20 protein-coding genes and 1 riboswitch are annotated in these 20,726 nt (G+C 61.0%); of the genes, 13 read left to right on the top strand and 7 right to left on the bottom strand.

Annotated elements, in window-relative coordinates:
- Positions 1-2: 2 nt before the first annotated feature.
- A complete protein-coding gene (locus ACWHVV_RS02155; RefSeq protein ID WP_447927871.1) occupies positions 3-1,505 on the bottom strand; it encodes an NCS1 family nucleobase:cation symporter-1 in 1,503 nt (500 codons plus the stop codon).
- A gap of 590 nt (positions 1,506-2,095) precedes the next feature.
- On the opposite strand from ACWHVV_RS02155, the gene ACWHVV_RS02150 reads away from it, so the two are divergent.
- The 4 genes from ACWHVV_RS02150 to preA are packed head-to-tail and all read left to right on the top strand — an operon-like array spanning position 2,096 to position 7,177.
- Complete coding sequence (locus tag ACWHVV_RS02150) at positions 2,096-2,962, top strand: nitrilase-related carbon-nitrogen hydrolase (RefSeq protein WP_447927870.1); 867 nt, start codon at positions 2,096-2,098, stop codon at positions 2,960-2,962.
- Positions 2,963-2,992: 30 nt separating this feature from the next.
- Positions 2,993-4,435, top strand: coding sequence for a dihydropyrimidinase (gene hydA / locus ACWHVV_RS02145; RefSeq protein ID WP_447927869.1), 1,443 nt, complete (start codon positions 2,993-2,995; stop codon positions 4,433-4,435).
- A gap of 31 nt (positions 4,436-4,466) precedes the next feature.
- Positions 4,467-5,846 (top strand): NAD(P)-dependent oxidoreductase, encoded by a 1,380-nt coding sequence (locus tag ACWHVV_RS02140; protein ID WP_447927868.1) that lies wholly within the window; start codon positions 4,467-4,469, stop codon positions 5,844-5,846.
- Positions 5,843-7,177, top strand: coding sequence for an NAD-dependent dihydropyrimidine dehydrogenase subunit PreA (gene preA / locus ACWHVV_RS02135; RefSeq protein ID WP_447927867.1), 1,335 nt, complete (start codon positions 5,843-5,845; stop codon positions 7,175-7,177). The genes ACWHVV_RS02140 and preA overlap by 4 nt, the downstream gene beginning before the upstream one ends.
- Here preA and ACWHVV_RS02130 read toward each other — a convergent pair.
- Positions 7,174-7,959 carry a class I SAM-dependent methyltransferase gene (locus tag ACWHVV_RS02130; protein WP_447927866.1) on the bottom strand — a complete coding sequence of 262 codons (786 nt, stop codon included), beginning with the start codon at positions 7,957-7,959 and terminating at the stop codon, positions 7,174-7,176. The two genes, preA and ACWHVV_RS02130, sit on opposite strands and share 4 nt — an antisense overlap.
- Positions 7,960-8,162: 203 nt before the next feature.
- On the opposite strand from ACWHVV_RS02130, the gene ACWHVV_RS02125 reads away from it, so the two are divergent.
- From ACWHVV_RS02125 to ACWHVV_RS02105, 5 genes are all read left to right on the top strand, one after another.
- Entirely contained in the window at positions 8,163-9,053 is an 891-nt protein-coding gene (locus ACWHVV_RS02125; protein WP_447927865.1) for an ABC transporter substrate-binding protein, read from the top strand.
- A gap of 170 nt (positions 9,054-9,223) precedes the next feature.
- Positions 9,224-10,495 carry a cytosine permease gene (codB, locus tag ACWHVV_RS02120; RefSeq protein WP_447927864.1) on the top strand — a complete coding sequence of 424 codons (1,272 nt, stop codon included), beginning with the start codon at positions 9,224-9,226 and terminating at the stop codon, positions 10,493-10,495.
- An 11-nt stretch (positions 10,496-10,506) separates the two neighbouring features.
- A complete protein-coding gene (gene codA / locus ACWHVV_RS02115) occupies positions 10,507-11,754 on the top strand; it encodes a cytosine deaminase (protein ID WP_447927863.1) in 1,248 nt (415 codons plus the stop codon).
- A gap of 51 nt (positions 11,755-11,805) precedes the next feature.
- Positions 11,806-12,279, top strand: a complete 474-nt coding sequence (locus ACWHVV_RS02110) for a YbaK/EbsC family protein (RefSeq protein WP_447927862.1) — start codon at positions 11,806-11,808, stop codon at positions 12,277-12,279.
- Between the two features lie 108 nt (positions 12,280-12,387).
- Positions 12,388-12,538: riboswitch (FMN riboswitch) on the top strand.
- A 99-nt stretch (positions 12,539-12,637) separates the two neighbouring features.
- Positions 12,638-13,135 carry a 6,7-dimethyl-8-ribityllumazine synthase gene (locus ACWHVV_RS02105; RefSeq protein WP_447927861.1) on the top strand — a complete coding sequence of 166 codons (498 nt, stop codon included), beginning with the start codon at positions 12,638-12,640 and terminating at the stop codon, positions 13,133-13,135.
- A gap of 41 nt (positions 13,136-13,176) precedes the next feature.
- Here ACWHVV_RS02105 and ACWHVV_RS02100 read toward each other — a convergent pair whose 3' ends face one another.
- Together ACWHVV_RS02100 and ACWHVV_RS02095 are read right to left on the bottom strand one after the other, a co-directional pair.
- The gene (locus ACWHVV_RS02100) at positions 13,177-13,632 is read right to left on the bottom strand and encodes a rhodanese-like domain-containing protein (protein ID WP_447927860.1); all 456 of its coding nucleotides are present in this window, start codon (positions 13,630-13,632) and stop codon (positions 13,177-13,179) included.
- A gap of 14 nt (positions 13,633-13,646) precedes the next feature.
- On the bottom strand, positions 13,647-14,090 hold the full coding sequence (locus ACWHVV_RS02095; protein ID WP_447927859.1) for an N-acetyltransferase family protein: 444 nt from the start codon (positions 14,088-14,090) through the stop codon (positions 13,647-13,649).
- A 93-nt stretch (positions 14,091-14,183) separates the two neighbouring features.
- On the opposite strand from ACWHVV_RS02095, the gene pdxR reads away from it, so the two are divergent.
- The 3 genes from pdxR to ACWHVV_RS02080 all read left to right on the top strand — a co-directional run bounded on the left by pdxR (position 14,184) and on the right by ACWHVV_RS02080 (position 17,308).
- Positions 14,184-15,683 carry a MocR-like pyridoxine biosynthesis transcription factor PdxR gene (gene pdxR / locus ACWHVV_RS02090; protein WP_447927858.1) on the top strand — a complete coding sequence of 500 codons (1,500 nt, stop codon included), beginning with the start codon at positions 14,184-14,186 and terminating at the stop codon, positions 15,681-15,683.
- A 203-nt stretch (positions 15,684-15,886) separates the two neighbouring features.
- Positions 15,887-16,612 carry a phosphatidylcholine synthase gene (gene pcsA / locus ACWHVV_RS02085; RefSeq protein WP_447927857.1) on the top strand — a complete coding sequence of 242 codons (726 nt, stop codon included), beginning with the start codon at positions 15,887-15,889 and terminating at the stop codon, positions 16,610-16,612.
- 3 nt (positions 16,613-16,615) lie between these two features.
- Entirely contained in the window at positions 16,616-17,308 is a 693-nt protein-coding gene (locus ACWHVV_RS02080; RefSeq protein ID WP_447927856.1) for a uracil-DNA glycosylase family protein, read from the top strand.
- On the opposite strand, the gene ACWHVV_RS02075 is transcribed toward ACWHVV_RS02080, so the two are convergent.
- Together ACWHVV_RS02075 and ACWHVV_RS02070 are read right to left on the bottom strand one after the other, a co-directional pair.
- Positions 17,305-17,607: a putative quinol monooxygenase gene (locus tag ACWHVV_RS02075; RefSeq protein WP_447927855.1), complete on the bottom strand. Its 303-nt coding sequence runs from the start codon at positions 17,605-17,607 to the stop codon at positions 17,305-17,307. The genes ACWHVV_RS02080 and ACWHVV_RS02075 overlap by 4 nt on opposite strands.
- Before the next feature lie 112 nt (positions 17,608-17,719).
- A complete protein-coding gene (locus ACWHVV_RS02070) occupies positions 17,720-18,340 on the bottom strand; it encodes a TetR family transcriptional regulator C-terminal domain-containing protein (RefSeq protein ID WP_447927854.1) in 621 nt (206 codons plus the stop codon).
- Between the two features lie 312 nt (positions 18,341-18,652).
- On the opposite strand from ACWHVV_RS02070, the gene ACWHVV_RS02065 reads away from it, so the two are divergent.
- Positions 18,653-19,207 carry a zf-TFIIB domain-containing protein gene (locus ACWHVV_RS02065; protein ID WP_447927853.1) on the top strand — a complete coding sequence of 185 codons (555 nt, stop codon included), beginning with the start codon at positions 18,653-18,655 and terminating at the stop codon, positions 19,205-19,207.
- 53 nt (positions 19,208-19,260) lie between these two features.
- Here ACWHVV_RS02065 and ACWHVV_RS02060 read toward each other — a convergent pair whose 3' ends face one another.
- On the bottom strand, positions 19,261-20,349 hold the full coding sequence (locus ACWHVV_RS02060; RefSeq protein ID WP_447927852.1) for a type VI immunity family protein: 1,089 nt from the start codon (positions 20,347-20,349) through the stop codon (positions 19,261-19,263).
- Between the last annotated feature and the right edge of the window lie 377 nt (positions 20,350-20,726).

Here is a 20,726-nt window from a genome sequence, read left to right as displayed (position 1 = left end):
CCTCAGCGCGATTGCGCCGCCGCAACGCCCCCCGCCGCGCGCTCATTGCCAAGCACGGTGCTGGCCAGGTAGTAAACCACCGCCCCCAGGGCCGAGCCAGTAAACCAGCCGTAGTCGTAGAACCAGCTCATCGTACCGGTCAAAAGCGCCATCAATGTCAGCGCGACGGGCACGCCGAAAGCGATAAAGCCTGCGATGTTGACCGCCGGATAAGCGCGCCCATCCTGATACAAGCTCGGCACATCCAACTGCTGCTTTTTGATCAAAAAGTAATCCACCGCCATGATGCCGGCGATCGGCCCCAGCAGGCTCGAGTACCCCAGCAGCCAGTTGGAGTACATCTGCTCGAGCGACACACCCTGAGCGATTACCCCCGCCTTTTGCAGCAGGTCATACCCCATCAATAACACCCCCACGAGCCCGGTCAACAGCACCCCGCGGGTCTGATTGATCAATTTCGGCGCGATGTTCTGAAAGTCGTTGGTGGGCGAGACGATGTTGGAGGCGGTGTTGGTCGAAATGGTCGCGACGACGATCAACAGCATCGCCAGAATCACCCAGAAGGGGCTGTCGATGAAACCGATCAGGCGCACCGGGTCCGCCACCGTCTGCCCCACCAGGGACTCGGAGGCCGCCGTCATCACCACGCCGAGCGAGGCAAAGAAGAACATCGTCAGCGGCAGGCCGATGATCTGGCCGACGATTTGATCCTTCTGACTTTTGGCGAAACGGCTAAAGTCGGGAATATTCAGCGAAAGCGTGGCCCAAAAGCCGACCATGGCGGTCAAGCCCGCAAAGAAGTAGCCGTAGACCGAGGCGCCTTCGGGCCGCGACGGTGGCTGGGCCAAAAGCGCGGTCATCGACATGTTCGGCCACGCCCACACCATCAAGCCGACGCCCACCAGCAGCAGCAACGGCGCGGCGAGCGTCTCCATCCATTTGATCGACTCCGCCCCGCGAATCACCACGTAAAGATTCATCGCCCCGAATACGAAAAAGCCGATCACCTCGCCGACCCCGCCAAGCGCCGCCCAGGCGGGAAACAGCGCCGACAGCAGCAGGTGAATGGCCAGCCCCCCGAACATGGTCTGAATACCGAACCAGCCACACCCCACCAGCGCGCGCACCAGACACGGCACGTTGGAGCCCAAAATGCCGAAGGAGGAGCGCAGCACGATCGGAAACGGGATGCCGAATTTGGTGCCGGGAAAGGCGTTGAGCGTCAATGGCAGCAGCAAAATGACGTTGGCGAGAAAAATGGCAAACAGCGCCTCACCCACGCTTAGGCCAAAATACGCCGTCAACACACCGCCCAGGGTATAGGTGGGCACGCAAATCGCCATGCCCACCCAAAGCGCGGCTATGTTCCATTTACTCCAGGTGCGCTCGGCGGCGGTGGTGGGGGCGATATCCTCATTGAAGCGCGGGCTATCGCGCACGTCGTTATTCACTTCAAGCTCGATCAATCCTTCTCGATCCACCATCCGGGATGCTGAAACGGTCATGAGTTCCTCCTCGAAGAGCCACTGTCTATTATCGTTATTGAGTCAGCTAAAACCCGGTCATCTAAAACCAGGTCATCTGAAACCAGAGCAATAAGTATGCCTAACCGTAAGCAATGGTTTATAACTTATTGATAAAAAGCTGACTTATTCGACAGAAAAAGCGCCTCTTTACAGGTTGTTGTTATTTTGGTGAGCGTTATTAAAAGCCACTCAATCAAGAGAGTACGCCTAAAAATAAAAAAGCACCATAAAAGCACAAGTTAACGTAAATAATTCTCATAATACTCATTAAGACCATGATTTTAATAAAATAAATAAATGCCGTAAATAAGTGCAGCGATTCACCAGGTTGACAAAAAACGATTTAAAACAAGATTAATCATAAACTTACGGGCGCTTATAAAAACACTTGAAACAGCAGGGTTTATACCACTAATCTAAAAACTGTCTTCACGGACAGCTTTTAAAACAACAACGGCCTTTTGATTAAAAGAGGCTTAACAGCACGCCACTAACGCTAACAATACTTTCAACGGATAACCGCCTCATCGAGTGGGGCGGGGTGTGTGACGACGAGAGAGGGCTCTTGCATGCAAACAATGAAAATCGGCTTGATTCAAATGGGGCTAAAAGCGAGCACGGATGCCGACCCGGCAGAGATTCGTGACGCCATGAACGAGGCGCATCTGCCGATGATCAGGCAGGCCGCCGAACAGGGCGTTCAGGTGCTCTGTTTTCAGGAGGTCTTCAACCAACCGTACTTCTGCCCCAGCCAGGACGAAAAGTGGTACGCCGCCGCCGAAAAGGTACCCGAGGGCCCCACCTGTCAGATGATGCAGAAACTCGCCTCCGAGCACCACATGGTGATCATCGTGCCAGTCTATGAAGAAACCGAAACCGGCGTTTACTACAACACTGCGGCGGTGTTCGATGCCGACGGCAGCTACCTGGGTAAATATCACAAAACGCATATTCCCCAGGTCGCCGGCTTCTGGGAAAAATACTTCTTCAAACCGGGACAGTCCAATTGGCCGGTCTTTGATACCGCCTTTGGCAAAATTGGCGTGTACATCTGCTACGACCGCCACTTTCCTGAAGGCTGGCGGGCGCTGGCGCTCAATGGCGCCGAGGTCATCTTCAACCCCTCCGCCACGGTCGCCGGGCTTTCCCAATACCTTTGGGAGCTCGAGCAGCCCGCCTCTGCCGCCGCTAACGGCTGCTTCATCGCCGCCATCAACCGGGTGGGCACCGAGGCGCCCTGGAACATCGGCGACTTCTACGGCTCGAGCTACATCGTCAACCCGCGCGGCAAGATCGAAGCTCAGGCCAGCGCCACCGAGGACGAGCTGCTCGTCCACGAGATCGACCTGGACGCGGTGCGCGAGGCGCGCAACAACTGGCAGTTCTTCCGCGACCGCCGCCCCGAGACCTACACGCGCCTGACCGACAGCGAGTAATCAAGCGACTGGATAAGCAGGAGTAACGCAATGAGCCTATTGATCAAGGGCGGCACGGTCGTCACCCATGCCGACACCTACCGCGCCGACGTCCTCTGCGTGGATGGCAAGATCGAAGCGATCGGAGTCGATCTGGATACGCCTCAGGGCTGCGAGGTCATCGATGCCACGGACCAGCTGGTCATGCCCGGCGGCATCGACCCGCACACCCACATGCAGATGCCCTTCATGGGCGCGGTGGCCAGCGAAGATTTTTACACTGGCACCGCCGCGGCCATGGCCGGCGGCACGACGACGATCATCGATTTCGTCATCCCCCAGCCCGGGCAGTCGCTTTTGGAGGCGTTCGACACCTGGCAGGGCTGGGCGGAGAAAGCCGCCACCGACTTCGCCTTTCACGTGGCGATCACCTGGTGGGACGAGAGCGTCAAGGAGGAGATGGGCACGCTGGTACGCGAGCACGGTGTAAACAGCTTCAAGCACTTCATGGCCTACAAGGGTGCGATCATGGCCACCGACGATATTTTGGTGGAGAGCTTCTCGCGCTGCCTGGAGCTGGGCGCGGTGCCCACGGTGCACGCCGAAAACGGCGAGCTGGTCTACCACATGCAGCAGAAACTGCTCGCCCAGGGCATGACCGGGCCCGAGGCGCACCCGCTTTCCCGCCCACCGCAAGTGGAGGGCGAGGCGGCCAGCCGCGCCATCCGTATCGCCAGTACGTTAGGCGCGCCGGTGTATCTGGTTCACGTTTCGACCAAAGACGCGGTGGACGAGATCGCCTACGCCCGACGCCAGGGCCACGCGGTATTTGGCGAGGCGCTGGCCGGGCATTTGATGATCGACGACAGCGTCTACCAGAACCCGGACTGGGCCACCGCCGCGGCCCACGTAATGAGCCCGCCCTTTCGCCCGAAAGGCCACCAGGAGGCGCTCTGGCACGGCCTGCAGTCCGGCAACCTGCAAACCACCGCCACCGACCACTGCTGTTTCTGCGAAGAGCAGAAAGCCAACGGCCGCGAGGACTTCACGAAAATTCCCAATGGCACCGCCGGGGTCGAGGACCGCTTGGCGGTGCTCTGGGATGAAGGCGTGAACACCGGCAAGCTCTCGCCCCAGGAGTTCGTCGCGGTGACCTCCACCAATACCGCCAACATCTTCAATCTCTACCCGCGCAAGGGCGCCATCCAGGTAGGGTCGGATGCCGATATCGTCGTCTGGGACCCTAACGGCACCCGCACGATCTCCGCCAAAACCCACCACCAGAACGTCGATTTCAACATCTTCGAGGGCAAGACGGTGCGCGGTATCGCCCGCCATACCGTAAGCCAGGGCAAGTGGGTGTGGCGTAACGCCGAGGAGCTTCACGCCGAGCGTGGCGCCGGGCGCTATCTTGAGCGCCCGGCCTACCCCGGCGTCTTCGAGCAGCTCAAAAAGCGCGCCGAGCGTGAAGCCCCCAAGGCCGTGAGCCGCTAATAACGCTAATAACAACCCGGGAGAAACGACCGTGACCCATTCCCTCGATCACCTGCCCAGCGCCAAGGAGGTCGGCACCTTCGACCCCGAAGCGCTGGCCCGCAACTTCAGCGATATTCACCCGCCGCTCACCGATCGCCAGGCGATCATCGAGAGCCAGCGCTGTCTCTACTGCTTCGATGCGCCCTGCGTCGAGGCCTGCCCTTCGGAAATCGACGTGCCGAGCTTCATTCGCCAGATCTCTGATGGCAACGTCAACGGCGCAGCACAAACGATTCTCGAGGCCAATATCCTGGGCGGTAGCTGCGCCCGGGTCTGTCCGACGGAAATACTCTGCGAAAAAAGCTGCGTGCGTAACCACGACGCCGAGTGCCAGCCGGTGTTGATCGGCCTCTTGCAGCGCCACGCCACGGATAACATGCACTTCGACGGCCACCCTTTCCAGCGGGAAGCGCCGACCGGCAAGCATATCGCCGTGGTGGGCGCCGGCCCCGCCGGGCTCTCCTGCGCGCATCGCCTGGCGCTTTTGGGCCACCAGGTGACGATTTTCGAAGCCGAGCAAAAACCCGGCGGCTTGAACGAGTACGGCATCGCCCGCTACAAGATGACCGACGATTTCGCCCGCCGGGAGGTCGAGTTCCTGCTCGGCGTGGGCGGCATCACCATCGAGTACGGCCAGCGCCTGGGCGACAACCTGAACCTCGAGGCACTACGCGAGCGCCACGACAGCGTCTTTTTGGGGCTCGGCCTGGGCACCAGCCGCGCCCTTGGGCTGGTGGATGAAAATGCCCCGGGGCTGCTGCCCGCGGTGGAGTACATCAAACCGCTGCGTCAGGAAACGGATCTCGAGCGGTTGGCGGTGGCCAATCGCTGCATCGTCATCGGCGCGGGCAATACGGCGATCGACATGGCCACCCAGATGGCAAGGCTCGGCGCCAAAGAGGTATCGCTGGTCTACCGCCGCGGCAGCGAAGCGATGTCCGCCACCCAACACGAGCAGGACATCGCCAAGGCCAACGGCGTGCGCCTCGTCACCTGGGCCCAGCCCGACGAAGTGCTGCTCGACGAGCAGGGCCGCGTGGCCGGCATGCGCTTTGCAGCCACGAAGGACGAGAACGGGCGCCTGGTGAGCACCGGCGAGACCTTCGAGATCCTCGCCAACGCCATCTTCAAGGCCATCGGCCAGGGCTTCGACGACCAAAGCTTGGCCGATATCAGCGCCCGCGAGCTTGACCGCGACGGCGAACGCATTCGCGTCAACGCCCACTTTCAAACCTCGCTTGGCGATGTGTATGCCGGTGGCGACTGCATCGCGCCGGGCCAGGATCTGACCGTCCAGGCGGTGCAACACGGCAAGCTCGCCGCCCACGCCATCCACCAGGCGTTGACCGCCCAGCAGGAGGCCGCATGAGCACATTCGCATTTAACCCCAGCGTTAGGCAAAACAGCCGCGAAAACATCGTCAACGGGGTCGATCTTTCAGTGAACTTCGCCGGCATCAAGGCGCCCAACCCCTTCTGGCTCGCCTCCGCCCCGCCCACGGACAAGGCGTATAACGTGACCCGCGCGTTCGAGGCGGGCTGGGGCGGCGTGGTCTGGAAAACCCTTGGCGAAGAGCCCCCGGCGGTGAACGTCTCCTCGCGCTACTCCGCCCACTACGGCAAGAACCGCGAGGTGATCGGCTTCAACAACATCGAGCTGATCACCGACCGTTCGCTGGAGGTGAACCTGGCCGAGATCACCCAAGTAAAGAAAGACTGGCCGGACCGGGCGCTGATCGTCTCGATCATGGTGCCCTGTGTGGAGGAGTCCTGGGCGTACATCCTGCCGCGGGTCGATGCCACCGGCGCCGACGGCATCGAGCTAAACCTGGGCTGCCCCCACGGCATGCCGGAGCGCGGCATGGGCGCAGCGGTCGGCCAGAACCCGGATCTGATCGAACAGGTCACCGCCTGGTGCAAGAAGTACTACTCCAAACCCGTGATCGTGAAGCTCACCCCCAACATCACCGACATTCGCGTGGGTGCCCGGGCGGCGCTGCGCGGCGGGGCGGATGCGGTCGCGTTGATCAATACCATCAACTCGATCTCCAGCATCGATCTGGACAACATGGTCGCCAAGCCCACGGTGGGTCATCAAAGCACCCATGGCGGTTACTGCGGCAGCGCCGTCAAGCCCATCGCCATGAACATGGTGGCAGAGATCGCCCGGGACCCGGCAACGCCGACGCTGCCCATCTCCGGCATCGGCGGTATTGCCAGCTGGCGGGATGCGGCGGAGTTCATCGCTCTGGGGGCGGGCAGCGTGCAGGTCTGCACTGCGGCGATGCTCAACGGCTTTCGCATCGTCGAGGAGATGAAAGATGGCCTGTCGCGCTGGATGGCAGAGAAAGGGTATGACTCCATCGAGGCGTTTTCGCGCAAGGCGATCCCGCAGACCACCGACTGGAAGCACCTGGACATCAACTTCCAGACCATCGCCCACATCGACCAGGATCTTTGCATCGAGTGCGGGCGCTGCTATATCGCCTGCGAGGACACCTCGCACCAGTCGATCGCCAAGCTCGCCGAGCCCGACGGCTCGCGCCGTTACGAAATCATCGAACAGGAGTGCGTGGGTTGTAACCTCTGTCAGATCACCTGCCCGGTAGAGAACTGCATCACCATGGTCCCCCAGGACACCGGCAAGCCCTTCCTGGCCTGGGACCACGACCCGCGCAACCCCTTCAAGGCCGCTGGCTAATCGCCTTCAGCGCCCTGCGGGGCGCTTTTTTTGGGCTCGGCGACCATCACGTAATCCGCCCCGTGGCTGAGCCCGCCGTCGATCTCGATATGCTCAAGCGCCCGGCGCTCCAGGTCGTCGACGTGCTCGAGCATCGCCCGGGCCAGCTTGCGATCGGCAATGGTCGCCATGCGCTGGCGGCACATCTTCATCTGCCCCTCGACGAATTTCCTGGCGTAGCGAATCGGGAAGCGTTTGGTCTCGATGACCTCGAAGCCGGCACGCGCAAGCTGACGCTCGACCCAGCTAATCGGGTACTCGCGGTAGGTGCGCTCGCCGGCAAGCAAAAGGCAGGCGTCGCGCAGCCGGCCGATCTCCACCACCAGCTTGCCCGATGCCGTGGTGGCATCGAAGGGCACGTAGGGCTCGAGGCCGACCAGGTAAAGGCGCTTTTTGGTGAGCGCACATAGCCTTGGGAAAAGCTCGTCCTGCCAGTAAGGGGCGAAGCCGTCGATGGCGCCGAGCAGGTAATCCGCCAGCACGGTGTCGAAGCGCTCCTCTTCCAGAAAGCGCGGGTCTTGCCAGTTGCCCAGTACCAAACGGTCCTGGTCGCGTTTTTTGCCCGCCACCGCGCGCTCGACGCTTTGCGCCATGCCGCCGGCACCGGTGACCGCCGTCCAGCTCTCGGTGTTCAAAGCGCTGACCCAGCCAATCGAGTTGACCCCGGTCCCGGCGTCCAGAAAGTGGCCCCAGGGGCGCTCGCCCTGAAGCGCCTCGATGTGCTCGAAAAGTAGTGAGGCCACGTGCCCCTCCCAAAACTGGTTGCCCTTTTTAATGGCCGAACGAGGCCATTTATTTAATTACATTATAACATATCAAATAAAACCATTAACCGCGAGCTCCCCGAGGCGCTCGCGAATTCAATGAATTAGCGTGACAGTCTCAGACTAATTTGCCATTATGATAATCGATCTCATATAAAACACTTTCTCAAAAAGGAGACATCATGAAAAAAATGCCCCTCAACAACGCCGCCCTGAAGACACCGGTCATCACGGCGTCGCTGCTCGCGGCCGCCATGAGCGCTTCCGCCCACGCGGATGAGCGCTTCGCCGTTTTCGATCTGGGTAGCCTGGACACCCTGGACGCGCTGGGCGCAAGCGACCAGGTCGTGGGCCTGCCCAAGCAGGTGCTGCCGGACTACCTTGCTCACTTCGACGCCGACGAGTACACCGACCTGGGCGGGCTAAAAAGCCCGGATCTCGAGGTGCTCAAACAGAGCGAACCGACGCTGATCGTTTACACCGGCCGCCAAAACGAGTCGAAAGCAGAGTTCGAAGAGCTCGCGCCGCTGTTCGATGCCGGTATTAGCGGTGACGACTACCTGGCCGCCTTCGACGACAACGTCCGTACTCTGGCCGAGCACGCCGGCGTCGAAGAGCAAGCCGAAACCTCGCTGGAAACGCTACACAGCGAAATCGAAAACCAGCGCGAAGCGCTCGAGGACGCTCCCCGCACCCTGGTGATCATGCACAACGACGGCAGCTACTCGCTGAACGAAAACCCGGTGGTCCACGAGGTGCTGGGGGTCGCGACCCAGGACATCCCCGAGAGCGCCGAACGACGCACGTTTGGCGAGCGCACCTTCGTCACGCTAACCCCCGAAACCATCGCCGAGATCGACCCCGAGCGCCTGTTGGTCGTCGACCGTAGCGCCGCCATCGGCCAGGAGCCGCTGGATGCGGACGAACTGCGCCAGCAGCTCGCGGACGCCGGTGCCGACAATGCCGAGGTGGCACTGCTCTCGCCGGAACTTTGGTATCTTTCCGGCGGCGGCCTGCAAAGCCTGACGCTACAGATCGAAGAAGTGGTCAGCGCACTAGCAACCCAGCCGTAACGCCCCTTGGGTACGCAAGCCCCTCCCACCTGGTGGGCAGGGGCTTTTTTATGGAAGTAACCTGGGCGACACCTGGCGTCAAACCATTAAGCCCCTGTTCTGGCACTATTATTGCTTATTGTTAGTACTACGTTGCGAACAATTACGTTGCTAACCATGAGGCCACGCCCGTGCAAACTTCCGACTATCCCCTAAAAGAGGTACCCCAAAGCGCTCGCAAGGGGCTTTTATCCACATCGGTGGTCCTGCTCGGGTTCACCTTCTTCACCGCCACCATGTGGGCCGGCGGCTCGCTGGGCCAGGCGTTTCCCATCGGCCAGCTTTTATGGATCATTCTGGCGGGCAATTTGCTACTCGGCACCTACGCCGCGGCCCTTGGCTATATCGCCTGCAAAAGCGGCTTGAACGCCGTATTGATGGGACGCTTCTGCTTTGGCGAAAAAGGCAGCAAGCTGTCGGATTTCATCCTCGGCTTTACCCAGATCGGCTGGTACGCCTGGGGCACCGCGACCATTGCGGTAGTGCTGGTACGCACCACGGGGATGCCCGAATGGATGGAAAGCCCCTTAATGGTGCTTTTTGGCTTCGGCTTTTGCATCACGGCGATGATTGGTTACCGCGGTATGGACTGGCTTTCGCGTTTTGCCGTGCCGGCGATGATGCTGTTCATCGTGATCAGCCTGTTCACCGGCCTGGTGGACGTGGGCGGCCTGGCCGGACTTGGCCAGCAAACGCCCACCGAGAGCATGAGCGTGGCCGCGGCGGTCACGGTGATCATCGGCACGTTTATTAGCGGTGGCACTCAGGCCACCAACTGGAGCCGCTTCGCCAAAAGCCCGCGTATTGCGGTCATCGCTACGCTGGCAGCCTTTCTTGTCGGCAACGGCCTGATGGTGCTGACCGGCGCGCTCGGCGCGATGATCTACCAGCAGGCGGATATCGTCGACGTGCTCATCGCCCAGGGCTTCGTCTCCATGGCGGTGCTGATGCTGTTTCTCAACATCTGGACCACCCAGGACAACACCATCTACAACTTTGCCGTAGCCGGCTGTAACCTGCTGCGCACTAAACGCCGCCGGCTGGTCACGGTGGCCGGCGCGGCCATCGGTACCGTACTCGCGGTGGGCGGTATGTATAACCTGCTGATTCCCTTTTTGGTGTTGCTGGGTACGTTCATCCCGCCGATGGGCGGGGTCATCATGGCGGATTTTTGGCTGAAACATAAAGGCCGTTACCCGGCGCTGGACACCGCGCGACTTCCCGACTTCAACCGCCGAGGCCTGGCCGCCTACGCGCTCGGCGCGGGCGCGGCCTACTTTTCGCCGCTGCTGCCCCCGTTGGTGGGAGTGCTGGCCGCTGCGCTAAGCTACGCCGTACTGCTTCGCCTGAACCAGGCTTCTTCAACCGCCCCCTCACCCGCTACCGCTACCGCTAAACAATAAGTGAGCTTCCCATGGATATCGTCAACGCCCGCCTGCGCCACCGCTCCGAGCTTTTTCATCTTACGATCGAGGACGGCGTATTTAGCGCCATTACTGCCCAGGACGGGCACAATCAGGCGACACCAGAACAAACCGATGCCAAAGGCCAACTGGTCTGCGCGCCTTTCATCGAACCCCATATTCACCTGGACGCCGCGCTGACCGCCGGCGAGCCTGCCTGGAACGAGAGCGGCACGCTGTTCGAAGGCATCGAGCGCTGGGGCGAGCGCAAGCCGCTGCTCTCGGAAAACGATATTCGCGAGCGCGTATATAAAACGCTGAACCTGCTGATCGGCAACGGCGTGCAGTTCGTGCGCACCCACGCCGACACCAGCGACCCGAGCCTGGTCGGCCTGCGCACGCTATGTAAACTGCGCGACGAATTGAAGGACAAGATCGAGATTCAGGTGGTGGCGTTTCCCCAGGATGGGCTGCTCTCCTACCCCGGCGGCGACAAGCTCATGGAAGAGGCGCTGGAGATCGGCGCCGACGTGGTCGGCGGCATCCCCCACTTCGAGTACACCCGGGAGCTTGGCGTGGCCTCCATGAAGCGCGTCATCGAGTTGGCCCTGAAGTACGACCGGCTGGTCGACGTGCACTGCGACGAGATCGACGACCCCAACTCGCGCTTTCTCGAAGTACTGGCGGCCGAGGCGCTGTTCAACGACCTGGGCTCGCGGGTGACCGCCAGCCACACCGTGGCCATGCACTCCTACGATAACGCTTACTGCTCGAAGCTCTTCTTGTTACTCAAGAAGTCAGGCATTAACTTCATCTCCTGCCCGACCGAGAGTATTCACTTGCAGGGGCGCTTCGACACCTACCCCAAACGCCGCGGCGTGACCCGCGTTAAAGAGCTCAATGAGGCGGGGATCAACGTCTGCTTCGCCGAGGACTCGATTTTTGATCCCTGGTATTCGCTGGGTAATGGCAAGCTCTTGCGTACGCTGGATTTCGGCCTGCATATCTGTCAGATGATGGGCTACAAGGACTTCAGTCAGGCGCTGTCGCTTGTAACCGACAACAGCGCGCGCACGCTCAATATCCAGGAGCGCTACGGCATCGAAGTGGGCAAGCCGGCAAGCTTCAACGTACTGGACGGCGAGGACGACTACAGCGTGCTGCGCAACCAGGGCGACGTGCTGCTCTCGGTGCGAAACGGCGAGACCATCATGCAGCGCGAGCCCTCGCGCATCGTCACCCCAAACTGGATTGGCTGAGTCGAAAAAACCGCGTTAATCTGAAACGGTTCCCAACAAGGAGGTGGATGTATGAGCGTTGAAACCGTGCGCAGTTTTCTGGCCGAGCACGCCCCGGACATCGAGATCATTGAATCCAACGAGAGCACGGCGACCGTGGCCGAGGCGGCCCAAACCCACGGCGTCGAGCCGGGCCAAATCGCCAAGACGCTCGCCTTCAAGGTGAACGAGAAACCGCTTTTGATCGTAGCCGCCGGGGACGTGCGCATCGACAACGCCAAGATCCGCGCGCGATTCGAAGGCAAGGCGACGATGCTCGACGCCGATACGGTGATGGAGCTGACCAGCCACCCGGTGGGCGGTGTCTGCCCGTTCGGTCTTGCCGCCGACGTGCCCGTTTACTGCGATGCCTCGCTCAAGCGCTTCGATGAAGTGCTGCCCGCCGCGGGTTCCGGCAACAGCGCCGTACGCATCGCCCCGGAACGGCTCGCCGAGCTGGTGCACGCCGAGTGGGTGGATGTCTGCTCGCTCAACGACACACGCTAAGCGCTTTAAATCGATCAGTACAAGGGCCCTGCGCCGCTGGCGGCGCAGGGCCCTTGTGCGTACACTAAGCGGGCTAACGGCTCGCGCCGATACGGTGTGAGCGATCAGCGACGTTCTCAGGGCGGGGTGCAAGTCCCCACCGGCGGTGATGGCGCACTAAACGCCCAAGCCCGCGAGCGCTCCAGCCTTATGTTGGAGGTCAGCAGATTCGGTGAGACTCCGAAGCCGACGGTGATAGTCCGGATGAAAGAGAACGGCGCCGCTACCCGCTTTTATGCGTACCTCTGGGCGCGTGCAAGGGCGTGGCGGGCGGGCGCCGCATGCCCTGATTCTGGCACTTTATTCAATGAGAATGACCATGAATCAGACCTTTCCGTTAGAGCTTTCCTCGCACACTACGTCTCAGCGTATCGCCTTCATTCAGGGCCACTGGCATGGCGACATCGTCGGTCAGGCATACCAGGCGTTTATCGCAGAAATCGAGCAAAAAGGCCTCAAAGCCGATCAGGTCGATGTCTTTACCGTTTCCGGCGCTTATGAAATTCCGCTACAGGCGAAAGTGCTAGCCGAAAGCGGCCGCTATGGGGCGATCGTCGGCGCAGGCTTCGTGGTGGATGGCGGCATCTACCGCCACGACTTCGTCGCCCACGCGGTGATCGACGGCATGATGCGCGTCCAACTCGACACCCAGGTCCCGGTGATCTCGGTGGTGCTCACCCCGCACCACTTCCACGAGCACGCCACCCATCACGACTTCTACTTCCAGCACTTCCTGGCCAAGGGCAAGGAAGCGGCAAGCGCCTGCCTTAACACCATGGAAAACCTCTACTGCGCGCGCAAGCTAAGCGAAGTGTAACCGCACGGGGCCCGGCCTTTGCCGGGCCCCGGTTTTTTAGGCTAGCAGCCGCACTCCGCAAGCGGCGCTTTCAAAAGACGCCCCCGCTCTTCCCCTGCCTGTACCGGGTGCGCGTCCCGGCGCCAGAAATCCAGCCCGCCTAAAAGCTCCTTTACACGAAAGCCGGCACTTGCCAGCTTCCACGCGCCCTTGGTCGAGCCGTTACAACCGATGCCGTCGCAGTAGGTGACGTACACTTTCGAGGGGTCGAGTGCGGCAAGCCGCTCGGGCGTCATTTCCCGGTGGGGAAAGCTCACCGCCCCGGGAATGTGCCCGGCGCAGTAGTGCTCGACACTTCGCGTGTCGATCACCACGACCTCCTCGACGTCGTTGGCGAGATCCTGGGCCAGATCCCAGGCATCGGTGTGGTAGCAGAGCTTGTCGTACATCGCTTTGGCCATATCGGAAGGGGCCGCAGGCGGGAAGGCGAGCACCGCGGAAGAAGGTGTGTCGGTCACGAATGGCTCCTTTATCAGGTATTCAACAGGTAGCTGTAGAAGGCCGTGTTGCGCTGCCAGCCCAGTGTTTCGTAAAGGCGCTGGGCCGGTTCGTTTTCGACCTGGGTCATCAGCACTAGCCGTGCCACGCCGTGCTCGTGGGCAAGCGATGCCGCAGCCTCCATTAGCGCCCGGCCAGCCCCTTGCTGGCGGGCGCCTGGGTCGACGTAAAGATCGTTGAGCGTCCAGCGCGCGTTCAGGCCGACGGTGGAGAGCCCGGGAAATATCTGCACGAACCCGTCGAGTTCGCCGCGTGCGTCTTCGCTGACCAAAATGAACGAGTCCCCCAGCCCGAAGCGCTGTTCCAGAAAATGGCGGGCGGCGCTTACATCGCCGGGCTGCTGGTAGAACTGACGGTACGCATCCAGCAGCACGGTCAACGCTTCGAGATCGTTCATTACGGCGGCTCTGATCGTCATGGGCTTTTCCTCTTGACTGGCTGTTGGACGATTCAGTCTCGCGCTATAGTGGCCCCTTGGTAAGAGCCACTTTTTGTAATATCGGGGGAACCAGTGAGCCAGCGCGCTACCGCCAGTGATTGGATCATCGATGCCCTGGCACTGCGGGTCGCCCCGCACACCGCCACGCCGCTGAACCGCCAGCTCTACACCACGCTTCGCGACTGGATACAGCGCGGCGAGCTGGGCGCCGGCAGCCGTTTGCCTTCGTCACGGCGGCTGGCAGGCGGGCTAGCGCTTGGCCGCAACACGGTACTCGCCGCGTTAGAGCGGCTGGTGGCAGAGGGCCTGGTGGTCTCGAAAAAGGGCGCGGGGCTTTACGTTGCCGAGCTGCCCGCTTTCGCCGCCCCTAATGCGCCGCCGCCGCCCGCCGCGTTCAGCCCGTCCCAACGGGGCCAGGCGCTGATGGCGCGCTGCGCCACGCTAAGCGAAGAGCACCTGGCGTTTGCCCCCGGCGTTCCGGGGCTCGACCTTTTCCCCCACGCCCAGTGGCAGCGCCTTTTACGCCGCCACTACCGCCAGGCCGAAAGCCAGTGGCTTGGCTATCAAACGCAAGGCGGCCTGCCCGCTTTAAAAGAAGCGCTGTGCGAGTATCTGACGCTCTCGCGCGCGGTGCGCTGCCGCCCGGCGCAGATAGTGATTACCCAGGGTGCCCAGCAGGCGTTCGAACTCATCACCCAGCTCTTGACCGACCCCGGCGACGGCGTATGGGTGGAGGAGCCGGGCTACGGCGGGGCGCAAACCAGTTTTCTGGCCGCCGGGCTCGATCTGATCCCCGTGCCGGTGGATGACAACGGCCTAAACCCGGCGCGCTGCCCGGCGGGCTCCAAGCCGCCAAGGCTTATTTACGTCACGCCTTCGCATCAGTACCCCACCGGGGTGACCATGCCGGTGCCCAGGCGCCTGGCGCTTTTGGAGCAGGCCGCCGCCCAGGATGCCTGGCTGGTCGAGGACGACTACGACAGCGAGTTTCGCTACGATATTGCGCCGGCCCCGTCGCTTCAGGGGTTGTCGGAGACGGCGCGGGTCATTTACATCGGCACCTTCAGCAAGGTGCTCTACCCCGGGCTTCGGCTGGGTTATATCGTGCTGCCCGAGGCGCTGGCGGATACCTTCCGGCTGGCCAACGCCCGCCTTCACCGCGAGGGGCATTACCCGCTGCAGGCGGCACTGGCCGAGTTCATCACGAAGGGGGATTTTTCCCGCCATATCGGGCGGATGCGTGGCTACTACCGCCAGCGCCAGGCCTGCCTGCGCCGGGCGCTGGCACCGGCAGTCGAAGCCGGGCTGGCCCTGTCGTCCGGCCATGCCGGTATGCACCTGGTCGCCGAGCTTGAAAACGTGCAGCAAGAGCGCGCGCTCGTCGATAAGGCGCGAAAGGCTGAAGTGACGCTGTCACCGCTTTCCCGCTACTATATGGGCCAGCCCCAGCGTGCCGGGTTGGTGCTGGGCTACGCCGGAGCGAGTGAGGACGAACTTTCCCGCGCCGGCCGCTGGCTCAGCCAGGCGTGGCTCGAGGTAACGCGCGACCCGTCAAGCGGCGTCACCGGCTAATGCGGCAAGCATCTTAAACGCCCGCGGCTTCAATGTTTCAGCTATCTTCATTAAAGCCGCCTGGCGTCTTCAAAGCGCCCGCGACCAAAAGAACGCCATCGGGTCACGTATTCCCGGTGCAGCGTCTTGTAGTAGGGTAGCGCTTTAAACGCACATCTATACACCCAACAGTCCGGGAACACGGCGTTCCCCATGAGGTTAACGTGGCTCAACCGCTCTCTTCACCCGCCCCCTCACACGCATCACGATACAAGGCGTGGAGCGTGCACGTGTTAACGGCCAGCGGTGTGCTGCTGGGCACCATGGCGCTTCTGGCGCTGGTCGATAACAATCCGGTGGCCTGCCTTTTGTGGCTAGGCGCGGCGATGATGATCGACGGTTTCGACGGCACGCTTGCACGCAAGTACGAGGTCAAAACGATACTCCCGCACTTCGACGGCTCCACCCTGGACATGGTCATCGATTACCTGACCTGGGCGTTCATTCCGGCGCTTTTCATCTACTACTTCATCGACCTGCCCGCCGGGTTCGAGCTGCTGGCGGTCTTCACCATCCTGCTTTCGTCGATGTTCTGCTTTTGCAACGTGGACATGAAAAGCCAGGATAACTACTTCGTCGGCTTTCCCGCGGCCTGGAATATCGCCGCGGTCTACTTCTATATTCTCGGCTTCCCCGCCTGGGTCACCTTTGCCGGCATCATCTTTCTGGCCGTGCTCACCGTTACCAGGATGAAGTTCCTTCACCCCTTCCGAGTGCGCCGGTTCATGCCGGTCAATATCGCCATCACGCTGTTATGGTGCGTGTGCGCCACCGCGCTGGTGCTTTCAAGCCCGCAACACGCAGGCTGGGCGCTGGTGGGGCTTGCGATATCCTCCGTTTATTTTGTCGGCATGTGCGTGTGGCGCACCGCCCAGGAGTGGTTCGAGTAAACGATGTCCCTCACGCCGCGCCAACTCGAACACTTCGAAGCCCTGGCCGCCGAGACCGACGGGATCGATCTCGAGGTGTACGCGCGCTTCGAGCGCGACCCGCTTAAACCGATCATCGGCCTGGGCGAGCCCCATTTGCGGGTCGGCTTTTTCGGCCGCGACCCGGGCCGGGACGAGGTCCGCCATGGCGACCCCTTCATCGGCGCCGGCGGCCAACTGGTGAGAAAAGCGCTTTATCAGCGCCTTTACGGCGAAGAAATGCCGAATTTCGAGGCCTCCCGCGCAGTGGGTGAGCACTTTTTCTGGATCAACACCGTGCCCTATAAGCCTACCGGCAACAAGGCGTGGTCGATGAAGGTCAAACGCCGCTTCCATCCCTTGATCAGCGAGGTAGTAGTTGCAGACTGGCAGGGCCAGGATTTGATCACCCTGGGGCGCGAGGCGTTTTTGTGGTTCGGGATTAATCGTTCCAAGGAGGAGCGCGCCCGGCTCGAGGCGTTCTGGAAACGTGACGACCGCTTCGAGAGCAGTATCGATGTGACCCTCGAAGACGGTAAGGGCGAGGCGCGCAGCGTCACGCTTCACCCGCTGCCCCACCCCTCTCCGCTCAACCAGACCTGGTACACCCGCTTTCCCGGTTTATTGAAGCAGCGTCTGGCGCAGCTCGATGTGCGCCAGGATAACCTGCGGCTTTAAGCGGCGCGGCCGGCGCCTGGCGGCGCCAGCTCGGTAATCTCGATGATCTCGGTGAGCTTCGCTTCCAGCAGCGCTTGGGTGTGCGGTGCCTCGTAGTGGGCCTTTAGCCCCGCCTTGCCTTCCCAGCACTCCCAGAGCAAAAAATCCCCGGCCCGCGCGCTATCTTCCAGCACCTGAAACTGATGGCAGGCAGGCTCATTTTGGGTCGCTGCCTCCAGCTGCAGAAGTCTTTCCCGGGTTTCATCGAGGCGCTGGAAGTCGGTGGCGCGGATACGCGCGCATAGATAGTAAGCCGTCATTTCGTTCTCCTTTGGGGTCAGGAGACATAGCGTACTCGGCCCGCCTGCCGGTCTGTAGCGCCAACCTTTCAAAGCCGCTTTTCAGAAGCGGAAAGCACGCCCCGGGCGGTGGCTACACCGAGAGCCCAATCCCGCGCAGCACGATCGAGGTCACCGACTGCACCGCCTTCTCGAACTGCATGTCGCTAAGTGGCTGGTCGTCGTTGAGCAGTTCGACCTGGTAGTCGAAGTCGGCGTAGTGCTGGGTGGTGGCCCAAATCATATAAAGCAAGTGAGAAGGGTCGACCGGCGCGATCTGCTCGGAGGCGACCCATTCGGCGATCTTGGCCTCTTTGAGCTTGGCCCAATCGAACAGGTTCTCGCGCAGGCGCTCCTTGAGGATCGGCGCCCCCTGCATCACCTCCGCCGCCCATACTTTCGAGCCCTGGGGGCGATAGCGCGAGTGGTTCATCTTGGCGCGAATATAGCTCGAAAGCACCACGCGAGGGTCATCGTAGAGCTCGAAGCAGAGCGCATCCTGTTTCCAAAGCGCTAACAGGGCCAGCAGCACCTCCTGATAGAGCGCCTCTTTAGTCGAGAAGTAGTAGTGCACATTGGACTTGGGCAGCCCCGCCCGGGCGGCGATCTCGGCCATGGAGGCGCCGGCGTAGCCCTTTTCCGCAAACAGCTGCTCCGCCGCCTCGAGAATGTTCTTGACGTTGGTTTGCCGAATTTCATCCTGGGTTCTCGCCACGCGATACACTTCCCTTTCCATTCAGTGACCTAAAAAAGCACGCCCCCACCGGGTGAAGACGCTGTGACGATCACCTGAATAGCCACCAACGTCAACTCCAGCGGCGGATGATAAGCCAGACGCTTTCTCACTCCCTGCGCAGCGGCCGCCCTTGAGCCTTCGTGCGGCCAAAGCCTTCTTTGCCGTTTTGTATATTAGAGACCGTTCGAGTAGGCTAACCGGAGTGCCTGGGAGCCCGCCAAAAGCGGCCGGGCATCGCCCGTTGGTTCGACAGAAGTGTCTCGAACACTGACTCATTCAAGGAAGCGCCCCATGAAGTGTACGGCCTGCCAAGAAGGCAAACTCGTTCCCAGTTTTCTCGACTCGCTCTTTCGCTGTCATACCTGCGAAAATTGCGGCGGCAACTGGCTCTTGATCGAAGACTATATCAGCTGGAAAGAGCGCCACCCCGAGCACGTGTTCGACGACGACCACATCGAAAACATCGATGCCGAAGACACCGTGGGCGCGATGATCTGCCCGGTCACCGGCGGCATCATGAGCAAGTTTCGTATCAGCAAGGACCACAGCCACCGCCTGGACTACAGCGCGCGGGTCGGCGGGGTCTGGCTCAATCGGGGCGAGTGGGAAATGCTGGTGGCGGAAGGCCTGGCGGGTAATCTGAACGCCATTCTCACCGATCACTGGCAGCAGCGCATTCGCGCGGAAAGAACCAGCGACACCTTCGCCGACCTCTACCGCCAGAAGTTTGGCGATAGCGATTACGAGAAGGCGCTAGCGATTCGCCAATGGCTTCACGACCACCCGCAAAAGCCGGACCTGCGGGCGTTCCTGATGGCCGAGAACCCGTTTTCCGCCGTCGAATAAACGCGCAAGGCGGGCCCAGGGGATACTTGTTCAGCACGGCACTGGACCTGACGCTATAACCGCTCGGGCAGGCTATTGGTGTTGTCCAGCCGCGGTTCCTGCTCCAGCAGTTGGGCTCGCCAAGTCGGAACCTCCTGCTCATCCACATCCAGGCGCTTCAACCACTGGTCCGCCGCCCAGCCGGTCAGGCGCAGCTCGCCGTGGCGGGAGCCGCCGTGTAGACCCCCGACCGTTTCGCAACGGATATCCTTGAGCAGATGATTCAACAGCACGTAAGGGGCTGGTCTGGTACCTTCGGCATCGCCAGCAATGTACGGATAGGCCCCCGCTTGAATCACCACGCTCGAGCCTGCTTCATAAAAGGCAAAGTGGCTGTTGGGCAGTTGTGCTTTTAAGGCATTGAGCCCGCCAACCCGCTGTAAACGCTCCTGGTCGAGCAGTGTCAGCCAGCTGACCGTCTTGATTTTGCCTTTTTTGAACTCCGGTCGATTGGTCAATAAAGCTGCCGTTCCTGCGTCCAAACCTGGCATGCGCTCGGCCATGAAGGCTTCTGTGGGCTCGTTCTCTCCACGATTTGTCACCGAAAGGTTGAAGGCATACCCTGCATAGCCATGTTCCGCATTGAGCTGTCGCGCGCAGTCCTGGAACAAATGCAGAAACTCGAGAGAATGTTGCTCTTGGTAAAGTAGCGGAATAGAAAACACAATTACACTAAGATCACGCCCAATATTGGACTCCCACCCTGCACTGCCAAATATTCTAAAGTACCAGTCACTTGCATCATTAGACTGTTGACCGCTGGTGTAATAAAAACTCAGAGGATAATTTTCATCCATGCGAGACAACATCTCGCGCAGCGACCGAGCCTGGGCATAAGGCGTCAATGGGCTTCCCTCTGGCGGCTCTTCGCGCCACAGCCAGGTAAGGTGGGGCTCGGCCAGACGTTTGAACGCATCGAAGCAATGGCACAGCGCCTCGCGCACCTCAGGTGTATGCGCATTCTTGAAGTAGAGCGTACCTCGAAGGCAGATCACGGCGCCGATATACTCTTCGGGTCCGCCTTTCATTAAAAGATTGCCGGGGATTTCCAGTAAATGGGGATGTTTAGCTAATTCTTCGGCCAGATCAAAGGGTAATTTCACAGCAGCCTCCCCTGAATTAGTGGGCAGAAGTGGGCGAAGGCGCATGCGATGCCCGGCCAAGAACCCTTAAGGCGCTAGAGATTCGCCAGTGGCTTCAAGAACACCCATAAAAGCCGGATCTCCCGGGTAATGCCGATCAGTTAAGGCTTTTGCCTACCCATAACGAGCGGTAAATCTATTGTAGCAGCGCGTTGCGCTGCGTCGCTGGCTAAAGCCTGCTCTTACGGGAGATGGGGCACGACTCCATTGTAGGAGCCCAATTCCATTGGGCGATGGCGGCGATAGCCGCCCTTCGGTGGCGACGGCACTTTTGGTTGCCATCATCACCAACCCCGGCAGCGCGTTGCGCTGCATCGCTGGCTGAAGCCTGCTCCTAC

It is taken from the genome of Vreelandella sp. EE27, assembly GCF_968206495.1.
This window is presented reverse-complemented; position numbering and strand designations above follow the sequence as displayed.